Raw genomic sequence first — 19,885 nt, 5'->3', positions numbered from 1 at the left:
CGGGGGACTGGGGTCCTCCTGTCTCCCTCAGTCTCCCCTACTCGCACTGTCGGCGCGGGGTACCCGGCGATGTCATGGGAGCACCAGGAAAAACGGGACCCGCAGGCGCGGTAACGCCGTACGGGTCCCTTGATCGCACACTGGAGGTGCGACCCATGGACAACTGTAGAGCCGTCCCACCCGCTGTTGATGAGGCGACGGTGGAGAGCCATGACAAGGCACTGGCCGTCGTTCAGCGGCTTCTCATCGAGCGGGGAATCCGTGCTCACCGTCATCACACGATCAGCCTGGGGCTGTTCGCCAACAGCCCGGCCGCCTGGCCCGACCAGCCTCCGCTTCGGTCGTGGATGGAGCGACACCCGCCAGAGCTGACCGTGAAGGGTCCGCAGGGCTGGCGCATGGCCACGGTGACCATGGGTGCGCGCTCGGGCAGCTACCTGGTCTCCCTGCGCAATGGCTCCGACCTTCAAGCGGTGCGAAGCGAGCATCCCGAACAAGTGGTCGCCCTGATCGTGAACGCCCAGGGGTCGTGACCGTGTACGGCTGGGTCATCTTGGGCGATGCGGCCACCAAGAGAGCCAACGGCCAGGAGGTCATCGTCACGGCCGTAAAGTCGGGCGACATCGGGGTGGTCATCAGAGCGTGGGAGGACGCTGAGCGCCACCGGATGCTGTACGAACTGGGCAACCTCGGCCGTCTGGTCGATGCCGCGCTAGCCCGCCTCCAGGCCCACCACCACACTTCGGACAGTCGCGGAAAACACATGCTGCGAACCGACGACATCAAATGATCACCGGTCGGGTGCGGCGACAGACCTCTCGTGGTCGCGTTGCCGCACCTGGCTGGCAATGGCCGTGAGCAGGTAACCGTGTCGTCCGGTGGCAACCTGACCCGGAGCGCAGTGCCGCCAGGCGCGAGCACAGGAAGCAGGGCGGCAGAGTCCTTGATCATCTCTATGGGGGCGTTCCTGATGATCACTGGGTGGAGACGGCCGGCGCAATGCCGAATGGCACCCCGTAGGGGCCGCGCAGCGGTTGGGCCGGCGGTCGCAGCGGCAGGTGGCAGCGCGTACCAGGGGCGGCGGGTGCGTTCGGTGCGGCGGGTGCTCGGTGCGGTGGGCGGCGGGCTTACGCCGTGCCGTCCCGGCTGGCGCGGGTCGGGACCGGCCGCCAGGGCCGCACGCCCGGCCCGCTGGCCGTGCCGGGACGGCGGGGCGTGTCCCGCCGTGCGGCGGCGCGAAGCGCTGGCGCTTTGAACCAGTAAAGAAACTCTGAGCCACCTCATGATCGGCGCCCTGTCAGGTCTCATGATCGGCGCCCGGTTGATCATGAGGTCAACACTCCAGCCGTGGATCGTGGCCTTTCGGTTGGAATGCCTCCGTGTGCACCGGATATCAGGACGCCTTGGCCGCTTAAAGCGGCGGTCGTTATCCGGCGGCCGGATTCAGGGAGACGGAGGTCTCAGAACTCGACCAGTCTGAAGGTGTCACCACATCGTCGGCGGAAGGAACGGCGATGTCGGTTTCGGCGCCCCAGCCGGTCAGGCGAGCGTCAACGACATAAGAGACGGGGACATCACCGTTCTTGGAAAACGGTTCTCTCCACGAACCCCAGGCCCTGCGTACCAGCTGGTCCTCACCGAGCCAGAGCCGCCAAGATATCTTGGCCTTCGCTTCCTTTCGGGTGGGCTTCGCCACGAGTCCGAAGGGAAACCCGGGAGAGGCCTTGTAGAGCTGACCGAGGTTGATCGTGCCCTGGTAGAGCGCGGTAGGAGTGCCGTCGTAGATGCCTGCGGGGCGCTTGACCTTGGTGGTAGCCAGCACCGCCTTCAGCATGACCGGATCGGCGAGTTTGATCCAGTCAGCGCTCAATACCGGCCGGATCTCGTTGTCCTCGCGCGGGATCCAGCTCTTACCGTTGGGCAAGTGGTCATCCTGGATGTACTGGCGGCCCTCAATGGTGATCTGCCGTATGGGGTCGGTCCAGTTTCTTCGGTCGGAGTCATAGGTCATATCGATGGTCGTGATCTTTCCCCTGCCGAACTCGGCGACGGCCTCGGTCCAGAAGTGTTCCTTCTCCCCGTCCGCTATGTATGTGGAAGTGTGGACCTTCGACATTTTCACGCCCCGGTTTTCGACGAGCTGGCGCTTGAGCGCGTCGATCGGGTCGGCGGGAGCGCCCTGGGCGTTCGCAGTGCTGCCGAGTCCAGTTGCCATCATCGGGACGACCAGCATGACGGCCGACGCAGCGATCCATCGCCTCATCTGAGAATGTCCTCCCGCTCGTACCCCACACGGTGAAGGGCTGCAGCGCGATCTTTACACTCCGACATCTCGCGCTAATTACAGCGCCCCGCCACCAAGCCGGTTACTCCGCCTCTACGGCTGGGCTTCTAGATCATGAGGGCGATGCGGTGACACCAAGACCGTCAAGTCCCGCCGGACTCTCAAGCTGCCACAGCGGTGTGTCGAGGCGCTGCGCGATCTCTGGGAACACGAAGGGCTCACCCGTGAGGTCGCCGATCATGGCGGAACGGGCAGGCTGGTGTTCTGCACGAAGAACGGGACTGCGCTGAGCTCTGGCAACGTGCGGCGGGACTTCCGGAAGATCCTCAAGGAAGCCGGGCTGGTCGACACGGAGTGGACGCCTCGGGAGATGCGGCACAGCTTCGTCTCGCTGCGCTCGGACTCCGGCGTCCCCATCGAGCACATCTCTCGCCTGGTCGGCCACGCCAACACCGTGGTCACCGAGACGGTCTACCGGCTCCAGATCCGGCCCGTCATGCAGGAGGGCGCGACGGCGATGGATGATCTCTTCGGAGGTGCCCGGGGAGCTTAGTCACCCAGTTAGTCACTCAAGCCCGGTTTTCATGATCACAGAATGAGCATTCCCGCAGGTGGAGCCTAGGAGATTCGAACTCCTGACATCCTGCTTGCAAATCGGTCGGATCTTGAGCCGTACAGGGCCTGAGCTGGGAGGCGGGCTCCCCACGAGCGACCGTGACTGACCGCCGTTGACCGCCCTTAATGGCCCGCTAATGGCCCGACGATCAGCCGCGTGAGCTGGTCTTCCTCGCGCGGCGCGCACACCCCGCCCGCCTGATCATCCATCTACGGCTTGATCCCTCCCGTCCGACGATCATCCCGGAGCCAGAGGCCCCCGCCGGAGGCGTGCCAGCGGCAGCAGCCATAGGGTCGTCGGGTTCGGTTCGACACGTGATCCTTTACGCTTCCAGCGGCAAGGCGCGCCAAGAGTTCTCCCTCGTGCGGGCAGGCCGAGCGGTGGGCAGATCATCGACGTCAAGCGATGAGTCGCGCGAAGTGTGATGGGTGCCACGCGACGAGGTCCTGTCACTGCCCACAATCGCTCGATGCGCATGCGGATAAGCACTATTTGAGTGGTTCAGCGTGTGCCCTGCATCGGCTGATGGCATCGTGGGTCCATGGGGAAGGATCTTGTCCGGGGCGCTGGTGTTGGGCTGGTGGTAGGCCTCGGGCTCGGGTATCCGGTGTCGCGGTTGTACGAGGAGGACATAGAGACGTACACGGTCATGCCCTTAGTGGCTGTGGGCGTATTGCTGGTAGTTCCCGTCGGATGGCTGCTTGCCAGAATGTTGAGGATTGCGCATCCGATCCGCAGCGCGTTGCTTGCGCCCTTGTTGTTGTTGGTGTTGAAGAACGCGGTGGATCTGGCCGTGCCGAGCCCCCGTCCCCACCTGGCCTTGCTCGGATTCACCGTCCTGGCCATGGTGAGTTATGCGAGCGCCGCCGGCTTGGCGAGTACGGCGTCGCTGATACCCCAGGTCATCGCGGCCGTGGTCGTGTGCGCGTGCGTGATCACGACGACGACGATCCAGCAACAACGAACGGAGGCTCGGAAACAGCAACTCCGCAAAGACTTGATCGCCTCTTACAACGAGTCCCTTCCCCTGGCGGTGCCTGACGTAGTCCCGGGACGCACACTGGTCAACGTGTGGACCATCGCCGACGACGTCTTGGCGCTCGACTACGCCAAAGACCGACAGAGCGAGCCCGACGTATTCGTCCGTATCAGCAGCAGCGGGGATCCACGCAAGGCGTGTACGGCGTGGGAAAGGGACTCTGAGTCCTGCGAGCGGCTGGCGGCGGATCGATGGCTGTCCAAGAAGGAGGCGAACGGCAGAATGGTGCTGTTCGCCAGGGTCGGGCGCCAGCTTGTTGAGGTCGGCTCAACCACTCTGAGTCTCAACGAGACCCTTGCCACAGGGAGCAAGCTGCGCGCGATCAGCGCGGAGTACCTCGTCGACTTCGAGCCTCCGCAGAGATGATCGTCAGTCAGCCGTCATACGCTAAGTCATCGGTCATGGCGGAAGATCGTATGCCGAGCGCCGTAGCCGAAGGAAGCAGGCGGCGGCGCGTCCATGGTTGGTGGGTGCGGTTTGGTGCGGCGACCGCTGGGTGCGGCGGGCGGCCCTGAGTCCCGCCGCCGTTCGGGACCGGCCCCCAGGCCGCATGCCCGGACGGCGGGCGGGCGGCGGCGCGGAGCGCTGCCGCCTTGAGTGAGCTAATGGCCCGTTAATGGCCCGGATGCCTCACACCAAGCTCCGTTGAGAGGTGTTTTGGCTGGTGGAGCCTAGGAGATTCGAACTCCTGACATCCTGCTTGCAAAGCAGGCGCTCTGCCAACTGAGCTAAGGCCCCGAGATTCAAGCCGGTGGCCTGGGGAGACACCCTCGCACACGACCTGCTTCAGTCGTACACCGTAGCAACTAAAACCGCTCCTACGCCACTTGGATCCGCGTGGCGGGGCGGGCTTCAGTGGACGGCGGCGACGACGGGGGGCGCGACCGGAGTGACACCGAGGAGGAGTTCGGGGAGGTCCGCGACGGAGTCGAGAAGGTGGGTGGCTCCGCCGTTGAGGAGACGCTCCTTGCTGTGGACGCCGGTCAGGATGCCGGCCACCACCGAGGCACCCGCACGGCGGCCGCAGAGCATGTCGCTCTCGGAGTCACCGGCGACCGCGACCTGGCGGACGTCCTCGACGCCGAGGCGCATGACCGCGGTGAGGACCATGTTGGGCAGGGGGCGGCCATGTCCGGCGTCTTCGGGGCACAGGGCGAGATCGATCTTTTCTGACCAGCTCAGGGTGCTCAGCACGCGGCTGAGCGTGGTGCGGCTGAAGCCGGTGATGAGGCAGACCTTGACGTCGGCGCCGCGGAGCTTGTCGAGTGCCTCGACGATCCCGGGCAGCGGGACCAGGCCCGCGCGTGCGATGGCGCCCTCGTAGGAGCGCTCGAAGGTCAGATTGGCCGCCTGGGCCTGGGCCTCGTTGTCCGGGAAGATGCCCCGGAAGACATCGATCGTGGAACATCCCCGGGACCGGTGCACGTGCACCATGGCGCGAGCGTACGCACCGGTCCCGGGCACGATGCCCTGCGTGGCGATCGCCTCGGCGAACGCCCGCTCGACCATGGCGACATCGCCGATCGTGGTGCCTGCCAGATCCAGGCAGACAAGCCTGATGGGTGTTATTCCACCTTGGGCAAGGACCATGAAAGCACCCGAATCGGTAGCCGCGTCTGTCAGTTCTCGCTGCCGGTGGCTTCGGTCCACAGGTCAAGCTCGGCGCGGTCGGCCTGCACCTTGCGCCAGACCAGCAGCCCCCCGAGGGCGACGAGCGCCAGAACGAGCAACTTCTTCACGGTGTGACCCCACTTCTTGAGAAGTCTCACCTGCCGGGGTGAGACAACGCCCGGTTCGAACGGTTCCCTGCAGCCTAGCAAGGGATCGGGCCATGATCCGGTCTGCACGACAAGCCACCAGGGCCGATCCACACCAACCGGGTGATTTTCAGTATCATGCCGCACGGCACGCGTTCCGACGATCACAATCCGCCGTGAGTCTTATCGCGAAACCGTCCTGGTTCTCACGATAACCCCCGTGACGCTCCCGCTTTACCCTCTGGGAAGTTCCGGTCCCCGTCCGGCCGGGAATGGCGCCGCCCGTCATGACCACGACCAGCGCATTCGTCGGCTCCGGCTTGATTACGCGGAGCGCGAATGACACAAACCCGCTCGGTATGAAGCTTTTTGGGACCGGTGAGGCCGGAGAGGCCGGATAGGCCGGTGAATCCTCAAGGCTCGAAGCGGTCAGGCGCTCTCGACGAGATCGGCATAGTCGGGATGACGGTCGATCCACTCCCGCACGAACCAGCAGAGCGGGACGACCTTCGCGTTCTCCGCGCGGGCCGCGTCCAGTGCCGTACGGACGAGCGCGGACCCCACCCCCATGCCCTCGTACTCCGGCTGGACCTTGGTGTGCGGGTAGACGATGACCCCGTCACGCCGGATGAGCTCCAGCTTCCCCGCCTGCCTGCCGTCCACCTCCGCCACGAAGGAATCACCGCCGGGGGAGAGCTTGACGTCCGCCTGCATGGAGGTCCTCCTTCGCCAGGCCGCCGTACGGTCGCACGGCGGTTCCTTGGTCAGCCGATCCCGCGCGGCGTTCATTCCCGGCCCCCGCCTCCCCGCTCCCGCACCGGGTGTCCCGCCGGGCGGCGAGCCAGAAAACCTCGCGAGGGAGCGGCGGTGAAGGTCGGCCGCGCGGAGGTGTTCGATCGAACACGCCGGGTGGCCGGCTCCCGGACCCGAAACTCGCAGGCCGTGAACCGTACCGGTAGCCGTCCGATTGAAGGATGATGGGAACAGGTGCCCGGCGTGGCCGGCGCCCCATGGCGATCAGCCGACCCATCTGTGCCGACACGACAGATGTTGACTGACCTTCATGCGCACCCAGAAGGTGATCGCGATGACAGGTGACGTCGACCACGGTTCACTGCGCATTCTCCTCACCAGCCGACCGGCCGGTGTGTCCTGCGAGGGAGACATCGATCTCTGCACGCGGCGCATCCTGGTACGGGCGCTCGCCATGGCGGTGGAACGGACCGATGGCGATCTGTACGCCGACCTCCGCAGCGTCGGCTTCGTCGACGTCGGCGGCCTGAGAGTGCTGGCGGAGACGGCGTTCGGGATGGCGGGCGACCGGAGGTTGATCGTCGAAGGTCTTCGTCCGCATACGCGGCGGATCGTCGAGCTGTGCGGCTGGACAGAGGTGCTGAGCGTGGGTCCGGGCACCGTAACCACAGTGGGATAACGACTGATTGCTCCTCAGTTGTACCGTAAGGGTTCTCTAGAGGAATTCGGAGGATCGTACGCTGAGAGTAACCAGATCGGCTCCCTCCACGGCTCCCGGTCCCGGGGCGACCGTGATCGGGTCATCGCCCTCCGGTTTCGGTTCGGGCGTCACGCCCGGCGGCTGCCCCCCGGCCGAGTCTTCCTCCCACCGACTGTCTGCAGAGGTATATCCGTGAGCGCTGCCGTCCGCGTGACCGACGTGTCCGACCCCGCTGTGAAGGAGACGCTCCTTCTGGCCTTGGCCGGCGAGCTCGACTACAGCAACGCCGAGCGGTTCTACCACGACCTGCAGGAGGCCATCGGCCAGGGCAGGCGTGACCTCGTCATCGACCTGACCGATCTGACCTTCTGCGACTCCACGGGAATCCAGAGCTTCCTGACCACCCGCCAGACCGTCCAGGACCGCGGCGGCAGCATCATCCTGGTCAATCTGCACCCCCGCCTCGAGAGGCTCTTCCACCTGACCGGTCTCGCCCAGGCCTTCGGCGTCCAGCCCACCGTGGCCGACGCCCTCAAGGTGCTGCGGCCGAGCCGGCCGTCGTAGCGGACCCCGACCCCGATCGGCCGTCGCTTTCCGGGACACGATCGAGCGAACATCCGTTGGCTCGGACGGTCGTAAGTTGGCAACGAGCGGGCAGGTGTCTAGCATCGTGTAACTCGTCAGCAACGCCCTGATTCTGGAGCAAGTCGGCTCGCCCCCCGGTGACTGCCAGACAAGGCGACCTCAAGGGGGTGTCGTGACCGGCGACCACGGCCAGCAGTGGCCGATCGACGAGGATCTCAGCGCTCTGCGGGATCGTCTCCAACATCATGCCGTTCGAGCCGGCATGCGGGGCGAACGGCTGGACGATCTCCTTCTCGTCACGAACGAGGCGGTCATCAACATCCTGGAGCACGGCGGGGGCAAGGGCACGCTGGCCATCTGGCAGAACGAGACCTATCTGACCGTCGACGTCACCGACACCCTGGGCCTCCTGAGCCGCTGGCACGTCCCCAGCGAACGCCCCACGGGCACCGTGCGGGGGTTCGGCCTGTGGCTGATGAAACAGCTGTGCGACGAGTTCACCATCGAGCAGATGGAGGAGGGATCGCGCGTCCGCCTGCGCATGCGACTCGGCCTTCCGGTGGCCCGGAGCGGGGCCGGCGGTTCGGCCGACTCCGCGCAGGACGGCCTCGACGATTTCGACACACCCGGCACATCCGGCACATCCGGCACATCCGGCACGCCTGATCCCGTACGAAACACCCTCGGCCCCGTGCGGAGCACCGCCGATTCCGTACGGGACGATCCCGGCCAGGGCGAGCTCCAGGTTTCGTTCTGAGAGATCCCGGGAAATCCCGGAGGTCTGACGGCCCGGCCGTCCCCGATGATCGTCACGCGCTCACCCGGAGCCCCTGCCCCGGTCGGACGTGATCGTAGAGGAGCCCCTGCCCCGGTCGGACGTGATCGTAGAGCGGGACCGCGCGCCCCGGCGAGCACCTCCGGCGAACGTGGCCGGATGACGCGCGCCCACGGCTCCCGGCTCCCGGCTCCCGGCTTCATCGCGGTGAGGCGGGTCACGCGTCGTCTTCCGTCGCCGATCCTCCCCCTCCGTACGCAATCCTTGACCATCCTCTGGCGCAAGGGCGATGTACCGGCCAAATGTCCGGGTTAGCCTTATTTGTGCAGCTCAGCGCCTTACCAGGTGGTGTCGTGGGAGGACGTCTGACGTTCTCCGGAATCGGCCGGGGACGACGTCCCGCCCCGGAACCACACGCCCAGTTCTCCGTATCCGCCGCGCCCTCGCCCTTTCGAGGGCTTCGGCACCCTTCGAACCCCGCAGAGCCCTCGGCCGCACGCGGAACCGCCCGCCGGGACAGGTGCCGAGGCCGCCGCCCGCCGGACGTACCGAGGTCGCCGTCCTCCGGGACGTAACCAGCGCCGCCGTCCGCCTCCGGAATCGACTCCGCCGTCCCGGTTCTCTCCGTCTCACTCAGCCGTACGAAGGTTCGGAAGGGATGGTCCACATGAGGGTCGTCGTCGACCTGGCGCGATGCCAGGGATATGCACAGTGCGCCTTCCTGGCTCCGGGCACGTTCCGGATGCGGGGGGAGGAGGCGCTCATGTTCCACTCCAGTCCAGACGAGGCGCAACGGGACCAGGTCCTGCGCGCGGCGGCGGCCTGCCCGGTCCAGGCGATCCTCGTCGAGCGGCTGGACTCGACCGCGATCCCGCCCGCGATGACGACCGGAACGGCGAGGGCCGCGACAGCGGCGTCCGGAACGGCGACAACGGCGGCGACCGCGACCGGAACGGCGGCGGTGTGACCGGCAAGCGGGGTGAGGAGACGTTCAGGCACGACGGCCGCATCGTCATCGTCGGTGCCTCCCTCGCGGGGCTACGGGCCGCGGAGGCGCTCCGTGACGAGGGCTTCACCGGCTCGCTGACCCTCGTCGGTGACGAGGCCTGCGAACCCTACGACCGGCCCCCGCTGTCCAAACAGGTCCTGACCGGCTGGGTACCCGCGAACGGCACCGCGTTGCCCCGGCGTCGCGAGATCGGCGCGGAGTGGCTGCTCGGCGTGCCCGCCTCCGCGCTGGACCTCGCGGGCAAGCGGGTGGAACTCGCGGACGGGCGGGAGATCCCCTTCGACAAGGTGCTGATCGCCACCGGTGTGCGCGCCAGACTTTGGGCGGACGAGGCCGAGGCCGCCCTGGACGGCGTGTTCGTGGTACGCACGTGCGACGACTCCGGCCGCCTGGGGGAACGGCTGGCCGCCGGGCCCGGCCGGGTGCTCGTCATCGGGGCCGGTTTCGCCGGTTCCGAGATCGCCTCCGTGTGCCGCGAGCGCGACATACCGGTGACCGTCGCCGAGGTCGCCGAGGCCCCGCTGGTGGGAGCGCTCGGGAGCATGATCGGCTCGATCGCCGCGAACCTCCAGCGTGCCCACGGCGTCGACCTGCGCTGTGGCGTCAAGGTCACCCGGCTGGAGGGGGACGAGCGGGGGCGGGTGCGCCGCGCCCACTTCTCCGACGGCGGCACGGTCGACGCCGACGTGGTGGTGGTCGCGCTCGGCGGGGTGCGCAACACCGAGTGGCTGCGGGACTCGGGGCTCGCCGCCGGTGTCTGGGGCGTGGCCTGCGACTCGGGCTGCCGGGCGTTCGACGTCAACGGCCTGGTCACCGATGACGTCTTCGTCGCCGGGGACGTGGCACGCTGCCCGCACCCGGTCTACGAGTATCGGTTCCTGTCACTGGAGCACTGGGCCAACGCGGTGGAGCAGGCCCAGGTCGCGGCCCACAACATGGTCAGTTCACCGACCGACCGCTGGCCGCACCTGTCCATGCCGACGTTCTGGTCGACGCAGTTCGGCGTCAACATCAAGTCCGTCGGTGTCCCGATCCTGTCGGACGAGGTCGTCGTGACGCAGGGATCGGTGGAGGAGCACCGGTTCGTCGCCGCGTACGGCTACCGCGGCCGGGTCACCGCGGCGGTCAGCTTCGACAACGCCAAGTGGCTCGACCACTACCGGCATCTGATCGAGACGGCGGCGCCCTTCCCGCCCTCCTGCCCCACACCCGACCAGCCCGCCGGCATGAGGCCCGTGCCCGCCCACTTCCCCGACCCGGTGATCATCACCCACGGAGCGACGGTGGTGGTCACCGGCCACGAGCCGAGCGAGCGGCGCGTGGCGTTCGCACGGCCGGGCGGCTGACCGGGTTCGACCGGGCCCGAACAAGCTCCACCCGGCCTCACGAGGCCCAGACGAACTCCACTGGCTCACGAGCCTCGAAACGAGCTCCACCCGGCCTCACGAGACTCGACCTAGATCAATTATCTCGACCGGGTTCGATCGGTTTCGACCAGGGCCGGTGGAACCCCGGGCGGCCGGAAGCGGCACAACCTAGGAGAAGCGGCCATGACAGTCACCCAGGCGTCCAGCACTTTCCAGCGGATCCTCGACCACTCCAGCCGGGCCGATCCGTACCCGCTCTACGCCGAACTGCGCAGGACCCCGGTGGCCCGGCAGGAGGACGGCGGCTACGTCGTCAGCACCTACCGGGAGATCACCGCGCTGCTGCACGACCCGCACCTCAGTTCCGACGCGCACAACCTCGACCAGCCGGGGCACGCCCTCGCCATGCGCGGGGACACACCGGCGTTCATCGGCCTCGACCCGCCGCAGCACGACCGGCTGCGCCGCATGGCGATGCGGCACTTCGGCCCCCCGCACTCGCCCACGCTGGTGGACGACCTGCGGCCCGACCTGAACGCCATCGTCACGCGCCTGATCGACGACCTGGTGAGCAAGGACGAGATCGACATCGTCGACGACTTCGCCTATCCCTTCCCCGTCACCGTGATCTGCCATCTGCTCGGCGTACCCCGCGAGGACGAGCCGCGGTTCCACGAGTGGGTCGAGGCGATCGTCGCCATGCTCGACGTCGACCCCGTGACGGACTCCGAGGATCGCGTGCGAGAGGGCGCACGGGCCCGCGAGGACCTCAGGGCGTACCTCGCCGAGCTCCTGGAGAGCCGCCGCGGCCGTGCCGGTGACGACCTGCTGTCCCGGCTGGCCGACGACGACGGGCCCGACGGGCGCATGACGGACGAGGAGATCGTCAGCACCGCCAACCTGCTGCTCATCGCGGGCCACGAGACGACCGTCAACCTGATCACCAACGGCGTGCTGACGCTGCTGCGCCATCCCGACGTGCTGGAGCGCCTGCGCCGGGACCCGGTAATGATCATCCGTACGGTCGAGGAACTGCTGCGCTACGAGCCTCCGGTGCAGCTCATCCCCTGGCGGGCCGCGTTCAGCGACCTCACCGTCGCGGACACCGTCATCCCGAAGGGCTCGCGGATCACGCTCGTGCTCGCCTCCGGCAACCGCGACCCCGCCTACTTCCGCGACCCCGACAGGTTCGACCCCGACCGGCCGGACAACCAGCACCTCGGCTTCGGCGCCGGCGTCCACCTGTGCTTCGGCGCCCCCCTGGCCCGGCTGGAGGCGCAGATCGCGCTGAACGAGCTCTTCCGCAACCTGGAGAGCCCCCGGCTCGTCGCCGACCCGCCCCCGTACCGGCAGAGCGCGGTCCTGCGCGGGCCGCGCCACCTCCTCGTCAGGCAGGAGTGACGGTGCGGACCCGGGCCGGGAGGGAGGGCCCGCGCGTCACCGGGTCCACATCCCGATCCGTACCGGCACCCCGGATGAGGCGTGCAGCACGGGAGCGTGATCCGGGGCGTCGAGCCCTCCCGCCTGGAGCAGGTCCTGGTCCAGGCGGACCAGCCGGGCGTGGCGCAGCGGCCAGTCGGGGTGCTCGATCTGGGCGGTGGCCGTCCTGCCCGCGACTGTGGTGAACAGCCGGTATCGGGCGGTCAGGAAGTGCGCCAGCTCGTCACGCTCCGGCTCCGTGAGCGGCGGGCCGAGCTCCACGACCGCGTCGCACCGCGCCCCCACGGGTCCCGGCAGGCGCCGGCGGCAGCGGTAGCCGCGCCGCTCGCCGACGGCGCTGACGGCCATCCGGGACCAGAAGTAGGGCAGCCCGTACCCGGCCCGCGCGCCGAGCACCGCGAGCAGGCGCCCGGCGTCCAGCGACAGGAACCAGACACCGTCCCGCCCCAGCTCGTCGCGTACGTACGTGCGGACGTTCGTCTCGGGAAACCGCGACAGCCACGGCAGCGCGGGCACGCCGGGCGCCCGTACGTCCTCCATCAGGAAGGTGGTGAGGCCGACCCAGGCCGCGCCGTCGAAGGTGTCGACCGTGAGCCCGGGGGGCAGCAGCCGCTGGATCGCGGCCGGTGGGTACCGCCAGTGCGTGAAGGTCATCTCGGACCAGCGGTGGTACATGACCGGGCGGGTGAGGTGGGGGGACGGCGGAGCCTGCATGATCCGCTCCTTCTCGGGTGGCGGCGGCGCCCGGATGGCGCGTCCGCCACTTATCTTGGCCATGGCGCCGGGTGCCGTCCCGCGCGACACCCGGGAGCGAACATCCGTCTTGATTTTCGACAGAGCCACGACAGAGCCATGATTTCCACGGGACCGCGATTCCGTCAGGACCATGATTTCGACAGATCCGGCATCTCGCCGGAGCCGGAACAGAGCTGAAGAGGCCAGCAAATGATCTTCATCGCCGTCAAGTTCACCATCCGTCCCGAGCGCGCCGAGGAGTGGCTCTCGCTCGTCGACGACTTCACCCGGGCCACCCGCGACGAGCCGGGGAACATCTTCTTCGAATGGTCCAGGAGCGTCGACACACCCGGCCAGTTCGTCCTGCTGGAGGCGTTCGCCTCGTCCGCCGCGGGCGCGGCGCACGTGGGTTCGGACCACTTCAAGACCGCGATGGCCTGGATGCCCGAGGTGATCGCGAGCACGCCGGAGATCATCAACGTCGAGGCGCCCGGTGAGGGATGGTCGCGGATGGCGGAACTGACACCGGCCCAGAGCTGAGCCACCCAGAGCTGAGCCACCCAGAGCGACTCCGGGCCGGGCATCGGGGGTGCCCGGCCTCGGAGACGGTCTAGCTTTCAGAACTCTCCGTAAAACAGTTCTCACACCGTGCGCGCAGCGACGCGGGGTCGCGGGTGGTGACGGGATGTAATCGTCCCGGGCACAGGAGCCCGTCGGCCGGTCACCACCAGAAGTGGCCGGCGACCGAACACACGGGGGATTCATGCGTACACGGAGGAACGTCACGAAGCGTGAGGCGTCGCGGCCGGGCGCGATCCGCAGGGCCGGGCTGCGGGTGCTGGCGGTGGGGATCTTGATGGTCGCCCCGCCGCTGGCCCTCGCCGGGCCCGCGCTGGCCGACACCAGCGTGGTCGTGACCGGAAGCCTGCTGTCCGTCAACGCGGGGAACCTGGCCGACGACATCAGCATCGACATCGACGCCGACGGCTCGCTCCTCATCAGGAACTCCACCGACACGCTCTCCACCGGCGGGACCTGCCAGAAGATCGACGACAACACGGTCCGCTGCCCCGCAACCGGGATCACCGGCATCCAGGCCAACCTCCAGGGGGGCGCCGACACCCTGCGTAACAACACCGCCCTGTCCATGCGCGCCTTCCTGGGCGCCGGCAGGGACGGCTTCTCCGGCGGAGCGGCCCGCGACATCGTCTCCGGCCAGACCGGCGGCGACACCATGAACGGGAACGACGGCGACGACGTCCTCGAAGGCAACGCGGGCGCCGACTCCGTCGTCGGCGGGGCGGGCAGGGACTTCTGCGCCGCCGAAGTCAGGGAGTCCTGCGAGAGCTGACGTCCCGAACGCCGGGGCGGACGGCCGCCACATCCGTACGCCCCTCGAACGGCCACCGGAGGCGGCTGTCACGGTGACGCCCACCTGATCTGCCGGGGCGGTCTGTCACATGACGCCCGCCCGATCTATCGGGGCGGCTGTCACCGTGACGCCCGCATGGCGCGGGGAGCCACGATGACAGACCGCCCCGAACCGTGCCCGGAGTTTCCGGTAGCGCTCAGGACACAAATCACTCGCGGGCGCGTGGTGGATTAACACGCCAGAAACATATAGAACTGGTTCCACCCCCCGAGTGTGAGGAAAATCACATGACCAAGAAAGGCTCAGTTGGATCCAGCTCTAAAGGCATATCACGTCGCGGATTCATAACTGGAACTGGTTCCATACTGGGAATCACGGCCCTCACGGGTCACACCACCGCGGCCCAGGCGCAATCCGTCACCGCGGCCGCTCCGATCGCCGACGGCGCTCACGTCCCAGCCCTGGTGATCGGCACCGGATACGGAGGTTCCGTCGCCGCCCTGCGCCTCGCCCAGGCCGGTGTCGGCGTGCACATGATCGAGATGGGCATGGCCTGGGACACCCCGGGCTCCGACGGCAAGATCTTCTGCACCACGACCGCGCCGGACCACCGGTCCTACTGGCTGCGTACCAGGACCAAGGCCCCCCTCAACTACTTCCTCGGCTTCCCGATCGACAGGGACATCACCCGCTACACCGGGATCCTGGACGCCGAGGAGTTCGGCGGCATCACGGTCTACCAGGGCCGCGGCGTCGGCGGCGGGTCGCTGGTCAACGGCGGCATGGCCGTCACCCCCAGGCGCGAGAACTTCGGCGCCGTCCTCCCGTCGGTGAACGCCGACGAGATGTACGGCACCTACTACCCGCGCGCCAACGCCGGACTCGGGGTCACCTCCATCGACCCGGCCTGGTTCGACACCACCGCCTGCTACCAGTACAGCCGGGTCGGCAGAAAGCACGCCCAGCGTTCCAGCCTCCCGTTCGTCTTCGTGCCCAACGTGTACGACTGGACCTACATGAAGCAGGAGGCGGCCGGAACCGCCACCAAGTCGGCGCTGGCCGGCGAGATCCTCTACGGCAACAACCACGGCAAGAAGTCGCTGCAGAAGACCTACATCGCCCTGGCCAAGGCCACCGGCAACGTCACCGTCTCACCGCTGCACAGGGTCACCTCGGTCGCCCCGGCGGCCGGTGGCCGCTACACGGTCGTCATCGAGCAGATCAACACCGGCGGTGACATCACGGCCACCAAGACCGTGACCGCGGACAAGGTGTTCTTCGCCGCCGGCAGCGTCGGCACCAGCAAGCTGCTGGTCAAGCTGAAGGCCACCGGCGCGCTGCCCAACCTGAACAACGAGATCGGCAAGAACTGGGGCGACAACGGCAACGTCATGTGCGGCCGCGCCAACCACCTGTGGGACCCGACCGGCGGCCTCCAGTCGACCATTCCCTGCTCCGGTATCGACAACTGGGCCGCCGGTGGCGCGTTCGCCGAGGTCGCGCCGCTACCGGTCGGCATCGAGACGTTCGCCTCGTTCTACCTGTCGATCACCAGGAATCCCAACCGCGCCCAGTTCTCCTGGAACGCCGCGACGGGCAAGGTCGACCTGAACTGGCAGACCTCCTGGAAGCAGCCGTCCATCGACATGGCCAAGACGATCTTCGACAAGATCAACGCCAAGGAGGGGACGATCTACCGGACCGACCTCTTCGGCGTGTACAAGATCTGGGGCGACCACCTCACGTACCACCCGCTCGGCGGCGCGGTACTGAACAGGGCCACCGACAACTACGGCCGCCTCACCGCCTACCCCGGCCTGTACGTCATCGACGGTTCGCTGATCCCCGGCAACACCACCGTCAACCCGTTCGTCACCATCACGGCGCTGGCCGAACGGAACATCGAGAAGATCGTAGCCACCGACCTGTGACGACGATCCGACGAGGCGGCCGGCCCCGTCCTCGGCGAGGAGCAGCCGCGTGCCGTGGTGGTTCCGGTTCGGCCTCCTCCCCCTCGTGAACGAGAGCGATTCCCACCGGCCCGTCCCGGGGGCAGCGGCCTGCCGGAGGTGCTCGCCTCCGCCGCCGCGGTGCACCCGCTGCCCTCGGGAATCGTCCAGCGCGCCGCCCGTGAGACCGACCGAGCGAGCCGCCTCGATCACGTCGAGAAGTCGTGGACCGGCATGCGTCCCAGGAGCCTGATCGCCCGGATGGACAACGCCCCCTGACCGTGCCGCCTCGGTCGCGGCATGAGCCGCGGCCACGAACCACCCTTTAGAGGACCTCGAGCAGCCGTCCGGCCAGTTCGGCCGCCGAGGCGGGGTTCTGCCCGGTGAGCAGATTGCGGTCGACCACCGTGTAGGGCTTCCACATGTCGCCCTTGGTGAAGTCGACCCCGAGGTCGATGAGCTCGTCCTCCAGCAGCCAGCGGGCTTTGGGGGCGAGCCCGACCGCGTTCTCCTCCTCGTTGGTGAACGCGGTGACGCGGTAGCCGGCGAAGGGCGACACGCCGTGGATCCTGGTCGCCAGCATCGCGGCCGGGGCGTGGCAGACGATGGCGAGGGGCTTGCCGGAGGCCAGCGCCGCGGTCAGCAACCGGCCGGCGTCCGCGTCGACGCACAGGTCTTCCATGGGACCGTGGCCGCCGGGGAGGTAGACGGCGTCGTAGTCGTCCAGGCGGGCGTCCGCCAGCTCGATCGGTCGCCGCATCGCCTCCGCGGAACGGATGATCTCTTCCAGATCGATCGCCGCCTGCGCGCCTCCGGCCATCTCGGGGCGCAGGCTCATCATGTCCACGTACGGCATCACCCCGTTGGGCGTGGCGACCACGATCTGGTGGCCGGCGTCGGTGAGTGCCTTGTAGGGGGCCGCGAACTCCTCGGCCCAGTATCCCGTCGCGTGCCTGGTGCCGTCCTTGAGCGTCCAGTACGCCGTCCCCGTGATCACGAAAAGGAGCTTCGCCATCGGACAATCGCCTCCCCGCTACAGAAACCATCCTATGTACGGCTGTGATCGAGGTCACACGAGGGGTTCGCCGGCCGCCGGCCTCTCGGGTCAGGCGGGGATCTCGGCGGTGGCGACCAGGACGGCGCGGCCGAGGATATGGCTCGCGATGATCCAGCCCAGCCAGCCGGGAGTGGCGTCGGCCGCGACACCGATGTTCTCGACGTCGAGGGCGTGCACCACGATGAAGTAGCGGTCCGGGCCGCCTCCTGCCATCGGGGCCGCGCCCATGAAGCGTGCCGCGCGGGTGTCGTTGGGCAGTTGGTAGGCGCCCTGGGGAAGGCCCGAGCCGGTCTCGTCCCCCGCGCCTTCGGGCAGATCGAGCGTGGTGGCGGGGATGTCGGCGACGGCCCAGTGCCAGAACCCGGAGCCGGTCGGCGCGTCCGGGTCCAGCACCGTCACGGCATAGCTCTTCGTCCCCCCGGGTGCGCCGCTCCATGACAGCTGCGGAGAGATGTCCTCACCGCCCGGGACGCCGGCGTGCATCTGCTCGGCGGGCCAGGGTGCGCCGTCGGTCAGCGTGGTGCTGGTGACGGTGAAGGAGGGCACCTTGGGCAGGCGGGCGAAGGGGTCGTTGAGGTTCACCACCCTGCTCCTTTCGGTTTTCGGCTCCTTTCGGCTCCTTTCGGCCGGTCGGCCCGTTCAGCCTAGTGACGCGGCAAGAGCACAGCGCCACGCCGAGGTAATGCCTTCCCCTCGTCTGCACAAGCGATACGACCCGGCGTTCGCCGCCGACGTGAAGGCAAACCAGGATTGCCCGCCTTTTTGTCTGTTTCATGGTGATTACCACCATTTTGAGGGTGTAAGCATGCCTTTACGGCCATGTGATCTGAACAGAATGCGGGAGGCGTCACCATGCGCGCAGCGCGGATGCACGGCTACAAGCAGCCGCTGCAGATCGACGAGATTCCGGTTCCCGAACCGGGTCCGAACGAGGTTCTCATCAAAGTCCGGGCCACCGGGATGTGCCGCAGCGACTTCCAGCTCGTCGACGGCTACTTCCCGCTGGAGCTGGAGTTCCCCTACATTCCCGGCCACGAGATAGCGGGCGAGGTCGCTCGGCTGGGCGCGGACGTTCCCGCTTCGGCCGGCCTGTCGGAGGGGGACCTGGTGGTCGTGAACCCCGCCTGGGGTGACGGGACCTGCCGGCAGTGCCACGAGGGCAACGAGCAACTGTGCACGGGGAGCGGGGGATGGATCGGCTTCGGGCCGCCCGGCGGCTTCGCCGAGTACGTCACCGCTCCCAGCCGCCATCTCATCCGCGTCGACCCGAGCGCGGGTCTGACGCCTGAGTACCTCGCGCCGCTGGTGGACGCCGGGCTGACCCCCTACCGGGGGATGAAGAAGCTCCGCGCCACCGGAAGGCTCGGCCCCGGACGCACGGTGGTCGTCAGCGGCATCGGCGGGCTCGGAAGCTACGGCGTGCAGTACGCCCGGCTGCTCGGCGACGGAGCCACCGTGGTCGCCTTCGGCCGCAGCGACGACAAACTCGCGGTGGCGGAGCGAAACGGCGCCGACCACACGATCAACACCCGGGGCAAGGTGCCCGACCAGATACGGGCCGAGCTGGCGGAGCTGACCGGCCGCGGCGAGATCGACGGCGCCCTGGACTGCTCCGGAGCCTCGCAGTCACTCGAGCTCAACGCCTCGCTCCTGGCGGCCGAAGGAAGCCTCGTGTCGGTGGGCCTGATGGGCCGGCGCGTCGAGTTCCCGATATTCCCGTTCGTCTCCGGTGAGAGAACCTTCTCCGGGTCCTTCTGGGGCAACCACAACGACCTCACCGAGGTCCTTGCCCTGGCCGTCCAAGGTGGGATCAAGCACACCGTCACACCGATCAAGCTCGACGACCTCAACGACCGGCTCACCGCGCTGGCCCGAGGCGACGTGATCGGCCGCCAGGTCGTCGTCTTCGACTGACAACCGACCCATCGTTTCCAAGCGGGCCGCCCCCGGTTGGACGCGGCCAGCCTCCGCGTCGGGCTTGTTCCCGGCTCGTGGCACACCGGCGATCAGGACGAGCACGGCGATGGCGCCATAGAGCGGGAGCACGAACCCGGGCCCTTGCGAACCCTCAGGGCAATAGGGGGAGAAGAAGGCAAGGGTCGACAGGGCGTGGTAAGCGGCTGTCGCGAGGGCTCCGCCCGCTCCCATCCAGGCCAGGAGCCGGCGCCTTCGGGGCACTGATCGCCACGCTGCCACAGCCAGTGCTACCAAAGCAGGGGGAAGAAGGGTGGCCATCGCGCCGAAGCCCAGGCCGAGCACGTCACGACCGGCGTATCCGTCTTCGGTGTTTAGAGAGGCGCAGATGTAGATCTCTGTATCCACTGGCAACGTAGCCCAGCCAGGAAGGGTGGACAGAAGGATGGCACCCGTCCAGCACGACAGCGCGCGGTGCTTCATCACTCATACCCCCCAGGACTCCACGACCGCTCATCCTCCGGGCGGACCTC

Annotated in this window: 21 protein-coding genes, 1 tRNA gene and 1 pseudogene; 15 read left to right on the top strand and 8 right to left on the bottom strand. The window is 67.9% G+C overall.

Going from position 1 to position 19,885, the window contains the following annotated elements; all coding sequences use genetic code 11:
• The first annotated feature begins 155 nt into the window (after nucleotides 1-155).
• Both AB0F88_RS24570 and AB0F88_RS24565 read left to right on the top strand, forming a co-directional pair.
• A complete protein-coding gene (locus AB0F88_RS24570; protein ID WP_362688298.1) occupies nucleotides 156-533 on the top strand; it encodes a hypothetical protein in 378 nt (125 codons plus the stop codon).
• Nucleotides 530-790, top strand: a complete 261-nt coding sequence (locus tag AB0F88_RS24565; protein ID WP_362688296.1) for a hypothetical protein — start codon at nucleotides 530-532, stop codon at nucleotides 788-790. The genes AB0F88_RS24570 and AB0F88_RS24565 overlap by 4 nt, the downstream gene beginning before the upstream one ends.
• 636 nt (nucleotides 791-1,426) lie before the next feature.
• Here AB0F88_RS24565 and AB0F88_RS24560 read toward each other — a convergent pair.
• Entirely contained in the window at nucleotides 1,427-2,263 is an 837-nt protein-coding gene (locus AB0F88_RS24560) for a hypothetical protein (RefSeq protein WP_362688293.1), read from the bottom strand.
• A 166-nt stretch (nucleotides 2,264-2,429) separates the two neighbouring features.
• Between AB0F88_RS24560 and AB0F88_RS24555 the strand changes: the two are divergent.
• Both AB0F88_RS24555 and AB0F88_RS24550 read left to right on the top strand, forming a co-directional pair.
• Nucleotides 2,430-2,837, top strand: a pseudogene (locus tag AB0F88_RS24555) (tyrosine-type recombinase/integrase); the annotation flags it as partial.
• A gap of 604 nt (nucleotides 2,838-3,441) precedes the next feature.
• Nucleotides 3,442-4,305, top strand: a complete 864-nt coding sequence (locus AB0F88_RS24550; protein ID WP_362688290.1) for a hypothetical protein — start codon at nucleotides 3,442-3,444, stop codon at nucleotides 4,303-4,305.
• Nucleotides 4,306-4,601: 296 nt separating this feature from the next.
• On the opposite strand, the gene AB0F88_RS24545 is transcribed toward AB0F88_RS24550, so the two are convergent.
• The 4 genes from AB0F88_RS24545 to AB0F88_RS24530 all read right to left on the bottom strand — a co-directional run bounded on the left by AB0F88_RS24545 (nucleotide 4,602) and on the right by AB0F88_RS24530 (nucleotide 6,410).
• A tRNA-Ala gene (locus tag AB0F88_RS24545) sits at nucleotides 4,602-4,677 on the bottom strand.
• Between the two features lie 114 nt (nucleotides 4,678-4,791).
• Complete coding sequence (locus tag AB0F88_RS24540; protein WP_362688287.1) at nucleotides 4,792-5,529, bottom strand: HAD family hydrolase; 738 nt, start codon at nucleotides 5,527-5,529, stop codon at nucleotides 4,792-4,794.
• A 29-nt stretch (nucleotides 5,530-5,558) separates the two neighbouring features.
• Nucleotides 5,559-5,678, bottom strand: a complete 120-nt coding sequence (locus AB0F88_RS24535) for a DLW-39 family protein (RefSeq protein ID WP_211264163.1) — start codon at nucleotides 5,676-5,678, stop codon at nucleotides 5,559-5,561.
• A 447-nt stretch (nucleotides 5,679-6,125) separates the two neighbouring features.
• Nucleotides 6,126-6,410: a GNAT family N-acetyltransferase gene (locus tag AB0F88_RS24530; protein WP_362688284.1), complete on the bottom strand. Its 285-nt coding sequence runs from the start codon at nucleotides 6,408-6,410 to the stop codon at nucleotides 6,126-6,128.
• 349 nt (nucleotides 6,411-6,759) lie between these two features.
• Between AB0F88_RS24530 and AB0F88_RS24525 the strand changes: the two genes are divergently transcribed.
• The 6 genes from AB0F88_RS24525 (at nucleotide 6,760) to AB0F88_RS24500 (ending at nucleotide 12,286) form a co-directional block, all read left to right on the top strand.
• Nucleotides 6,760-7,128 carry an STAS domain-containing protein gene (locus AB0F88_RS24525; RefSeq protein WP_362688281.1) on the top strand — a complete coding sequence of 123 codons (369 nt, stop codon included), beginning with the start codon at nucleotides 6,760-6,762 and terminating at the stop codon, nucleotides 7,126-7,128.
• Between the two features lie 213 nt (nucleotides 7,129-7,341).
• Nucleotides 7,342-7,713 (top strand): STAS domain-containing protein, encoded by a 372-nt coding sequence (locus AB0F88_RS24520; protein WP_362688278.1) that lies wholly within the window; start codon nucleotides 7,342-7,344, stop codon nucleotides 7,711-7,713.
• Nucleotides 7,714-7,906: 193 nt separating this feature from the next.
• The gene (locus AB0F88_RS24515) at nucleotides 7,907-8,491 is read left to right on the top strand and encodes an ATP-binding protein (RefSeq protein WP_362688276.1); all 585 of its coding nucleotides are present in this window, start codon (nucleotides 7,907-7,909) and stop codon (nucleotides 8,489-8,491) included.
• Nucleotides 8,492-9,176: 685 nt separating this feature from the next.
• Nucleotides 9,177-9,476: a ferredoxin gene (locus AB0F88_RS24510; RefSeq protein WP_362688273.1), complete on the top strand. Its 300-nt coding sequence runs from the start codon at nucleotides 9,177-9,179 to the stop codon at nucleotides 9,474-9,476.
• A complete protein-coding gene (locus tag AB0F88_RS24505; RefSeq protein WP_362688270.1) occupies nucleotides 9,473-10,864 on the top strand; it encodes an FAD/NAD(P)-binding oxidoreductase in 1,392 nt (463 codons plus the stop codon). The genes AB0F88_RS24510 and AB0F88_RS24505 overlap by 4 nt, the downstream gene beginning before the upstream one ends.
• Nucleotides 10,865-11,068: 204 nt before the next feature.
• On the top strand, nucleotides 11,069-12,286 hold the full coding sequence (locus AB0F88_RS24500) for a cytochrome P450 (RefSeq protein WP_362688267.1): 1,218 nt from the start codon (nucleotides 11,069-11,071) through the stop codon (nucleotides 12,284-12,286).
• A gap of 36 nt (nucleotides 12,287-12,322) precedes the next feature.
• Here the strand turns inward: AB0F88_RS24500 and AB0F88_RS24495 are convergent, their stop codons facing one another.
• Nucleotides 12,323-13,039, bottom strand: coding sequence for a DUF2071 domain-containing protein (locus AB0F88_RS24495; protein WP_362688264.1), 717 nt, complete (start codon nucleotides 13,037-13,039; stop codon nucleotides 12,323-12,325).
• Nucleotides 13,040-13,270: 231 nt separating this feature from the next.
• Here AB0F88_RS24495 and AB0F88_RS24490 point away from each other — a divergent pair, with 231 nt between their 5' ends.
• The 4 genes from AB0F88_RS24490 to AB0F88_RS24475 all read left to right on the top strand — a co-directional run bounded on the left by AB0F88_RS24490 (nucleotide 13,271) and on the right by AB0F88_RS24475 (nucleotide 16,660).
• Nucleotides 13,271-13,600, top strand: coding sequence for a putative quinol monooxygenase (locus AB0F88_RS24490; RefSeq protein WP_362688261.1), 330 nt, complete (start codon nucleotides 13,271-13,273; stop codon nucleotides 13,598-13,600).
• Nucleotides 13,601-13,823: 223 nt separating this feature from the next.
• A complete protein-coding gene (locus AB0F88_RS24485; RefSeq protein WP_362688258.1) occupies nucleotides 13,824-14,411 on the top strand; it encodes a hypothetical protein in 588 nt (195 codons plus the stop codon).
• Between the two features lie 485 nt (nucleotides 14,412-14,896).
• Nucleotides 14,897-16,363, top strand: coding sequence for a GMC oxidoreductase (locus tag AB0F88_RS24480; protein WP_362688255.1), 1,467 nt, complete (start codon nucleotides 14,897-14,899; stop codon nucleotides 16,361-16,363).
• Between the two features lie 138 nt (nucleotides 16,364-16,501).
• Nucleotides 16,502-16,660, top strand: a complete 159-nt coding sequence (locus AB0F88_RS24475) for a hypothetical protein (RefSeq protein WP_362688252.1) — start codon at nucleotides 16,502-16,504, stop codon at nucleotides 16,658-16,660.
• A 46-nt stretch (nucleotides 16,661-16,706) separates the two neighbouring features.
• Here AB0F88_RS24475 and AB0F88_RS24470 read toward each other — a convergent pair whose 3' ends face one another.
• Nucleotides 16,707-17,396 (bottom strand): type 1 glutamine amidotransferase domain-containing protein, encoded by a 690-nt coding sequence (locus tag AB0F88_RS24470; RefSeq protein ID WP_362688249.1) that lies wholly within the window; start codon nucleotides 17,394-17,396, stop codon nucleotides 16,707-16,709.
• A 90-nt stretch (nucleotides 17,397-17,486) separates the two neighbouring features.
• Nucleotides 17,487-18,020 (bottom strand): YbhB/YbcL family Raf kinase inhibitor-like protein, encoded by a 534-nt coding sequence (locus AB0F88_RS24465; protein ID WP_362688247.1) that lies wholly within the window; start codon nucleotides 18,018-18,020, stop codon nucleotides 17,487-17,489.
• Between the two features lie 270 nt (nucleotides 18,021-18,290).
• Between AB0F88_RS24465 and AB0F88_RS24460 the strand changes: the two genes are divergently transcribed.
• Nucleotides 18,291-19,352, top strand: coding sequence for an NAD(P)-dependent alcohol dehydrogenase (locus tag AB0F88_RS24460; protein WP_362688244.1), 1,062 nt, complete (start codon nucleotides 18,291-18,293; stop codon nucleotides 19,350-19,352).
• Nucleotides 19,353-19,885 lie beyond the last annotated feature (533 nt).

Origin of the sequence: Streptosporangium sp. NPDC023963, assembly GCF_040639135.1 — a bacterium.
Lineage (GTDB): Bacteria > Actinomycetota > Actinomycetes > Streptosporangiales > Streptosporangiaceae > Streptosporangium.
Note: the sequence above shows the minus strand (reverse complement) of the source record. Positions and strands in the feature narration are given on the sequence as shown.

Bases quoted from the DNA above. Each gene is read 5' to 3' on its own strand.
- AB0F88_RS24550 (WP_362688290.1), top strand. From the start codon at position 3,442: ATGGGGAAGGATCTTGTCCGGGGCGCTGGTGTTGGGCTGGTGGTAGGC.
- AB0F88_RS24485 (WP_362688258.1), top strand. From the start codon at position 13,824: ATGCGTACACGGAGGAACGTCACGAAGCGTGAGGCGTCGCGGCCGGGC.
- AB0F88_RS24495 (WP_362688264.1), bottom strand. From the start codon at position 13,039: ATGCAGGCTCCGCCGTCCCCCCACCTCACCCGCCCGGTCATGTACCAC.
- AB0F88_RS24525 (WP_362688281.1), top strand. From the start codon at position 6,760: ATGCGCACCCAGAAGGTGATCGCGATGACAGGTGACGTCGACCACGGT.
- AB0F88_RS24470 (WP_362688249.1), bottom strand. From the start codon at position 17,396: ATGGCGAAGCTCCTTTTCGTGATCACGGGGACGGCGTACTGGACGCTC.
- AB0F88_RS24490 (WP_362688261.1), top strand. From the start codon at position 13,271: ATGATCTTCATCGCCGTCAAGTTCACCATCCGTCCCGAGCGCGCCGAG.
- AB0F88_RS24500 (WP_362688267.1), top strand. From the start codon at position 11,069: ATGACAGTCACCCAGGCGTCCAGCACTTTCCAGCGGATCCTCGACCAC.
- AB0F88_RS24560 (WP_362688293.1), bottom strand. From the start codon at position 2,263: ATGAGGCGATGGATCGCTGCGTCGGCCGTCATGCTGGTCGTCCCGATG.
- AB0F88_RS24530 (WP_362688284.1), bottom strand. From the start codon at position 6,410: ATGCAGGCGGACGTCAAGCTCTCCCCCGGCGGTGATTCCTTCGTGGCG.
- AB0F88_RS24510 (WP_362688273.1), top strand. From the start codon at position 9,177: ATGAGGGTCGTCGTCGACCTGGCGCGATGCCAGGGATATGCACAGTGC.
- AB0F88_RS24540 (WP_362688287.1), bottom strand. From the start codon at position 5,529: ATGGTCCTTGCCCAAGGTGGAATAACACCCATCAGGCTTGTCTGCCTG.
- AB0F88_RS24570 (WP_362688298.1), top strand. From the start codon at position 156: ATGGACAACTGTAGAGCCGTCCCACCCGCTGTTGATGAGGCGACGGTG.
- AB0F88_RS24460 (WP_362688244.1), top strand. From the start codon at position 18,291: ATGCGCGCAGCGCGGATGCACGGCTACAAGCAGCCGCTGCAGATCGAC.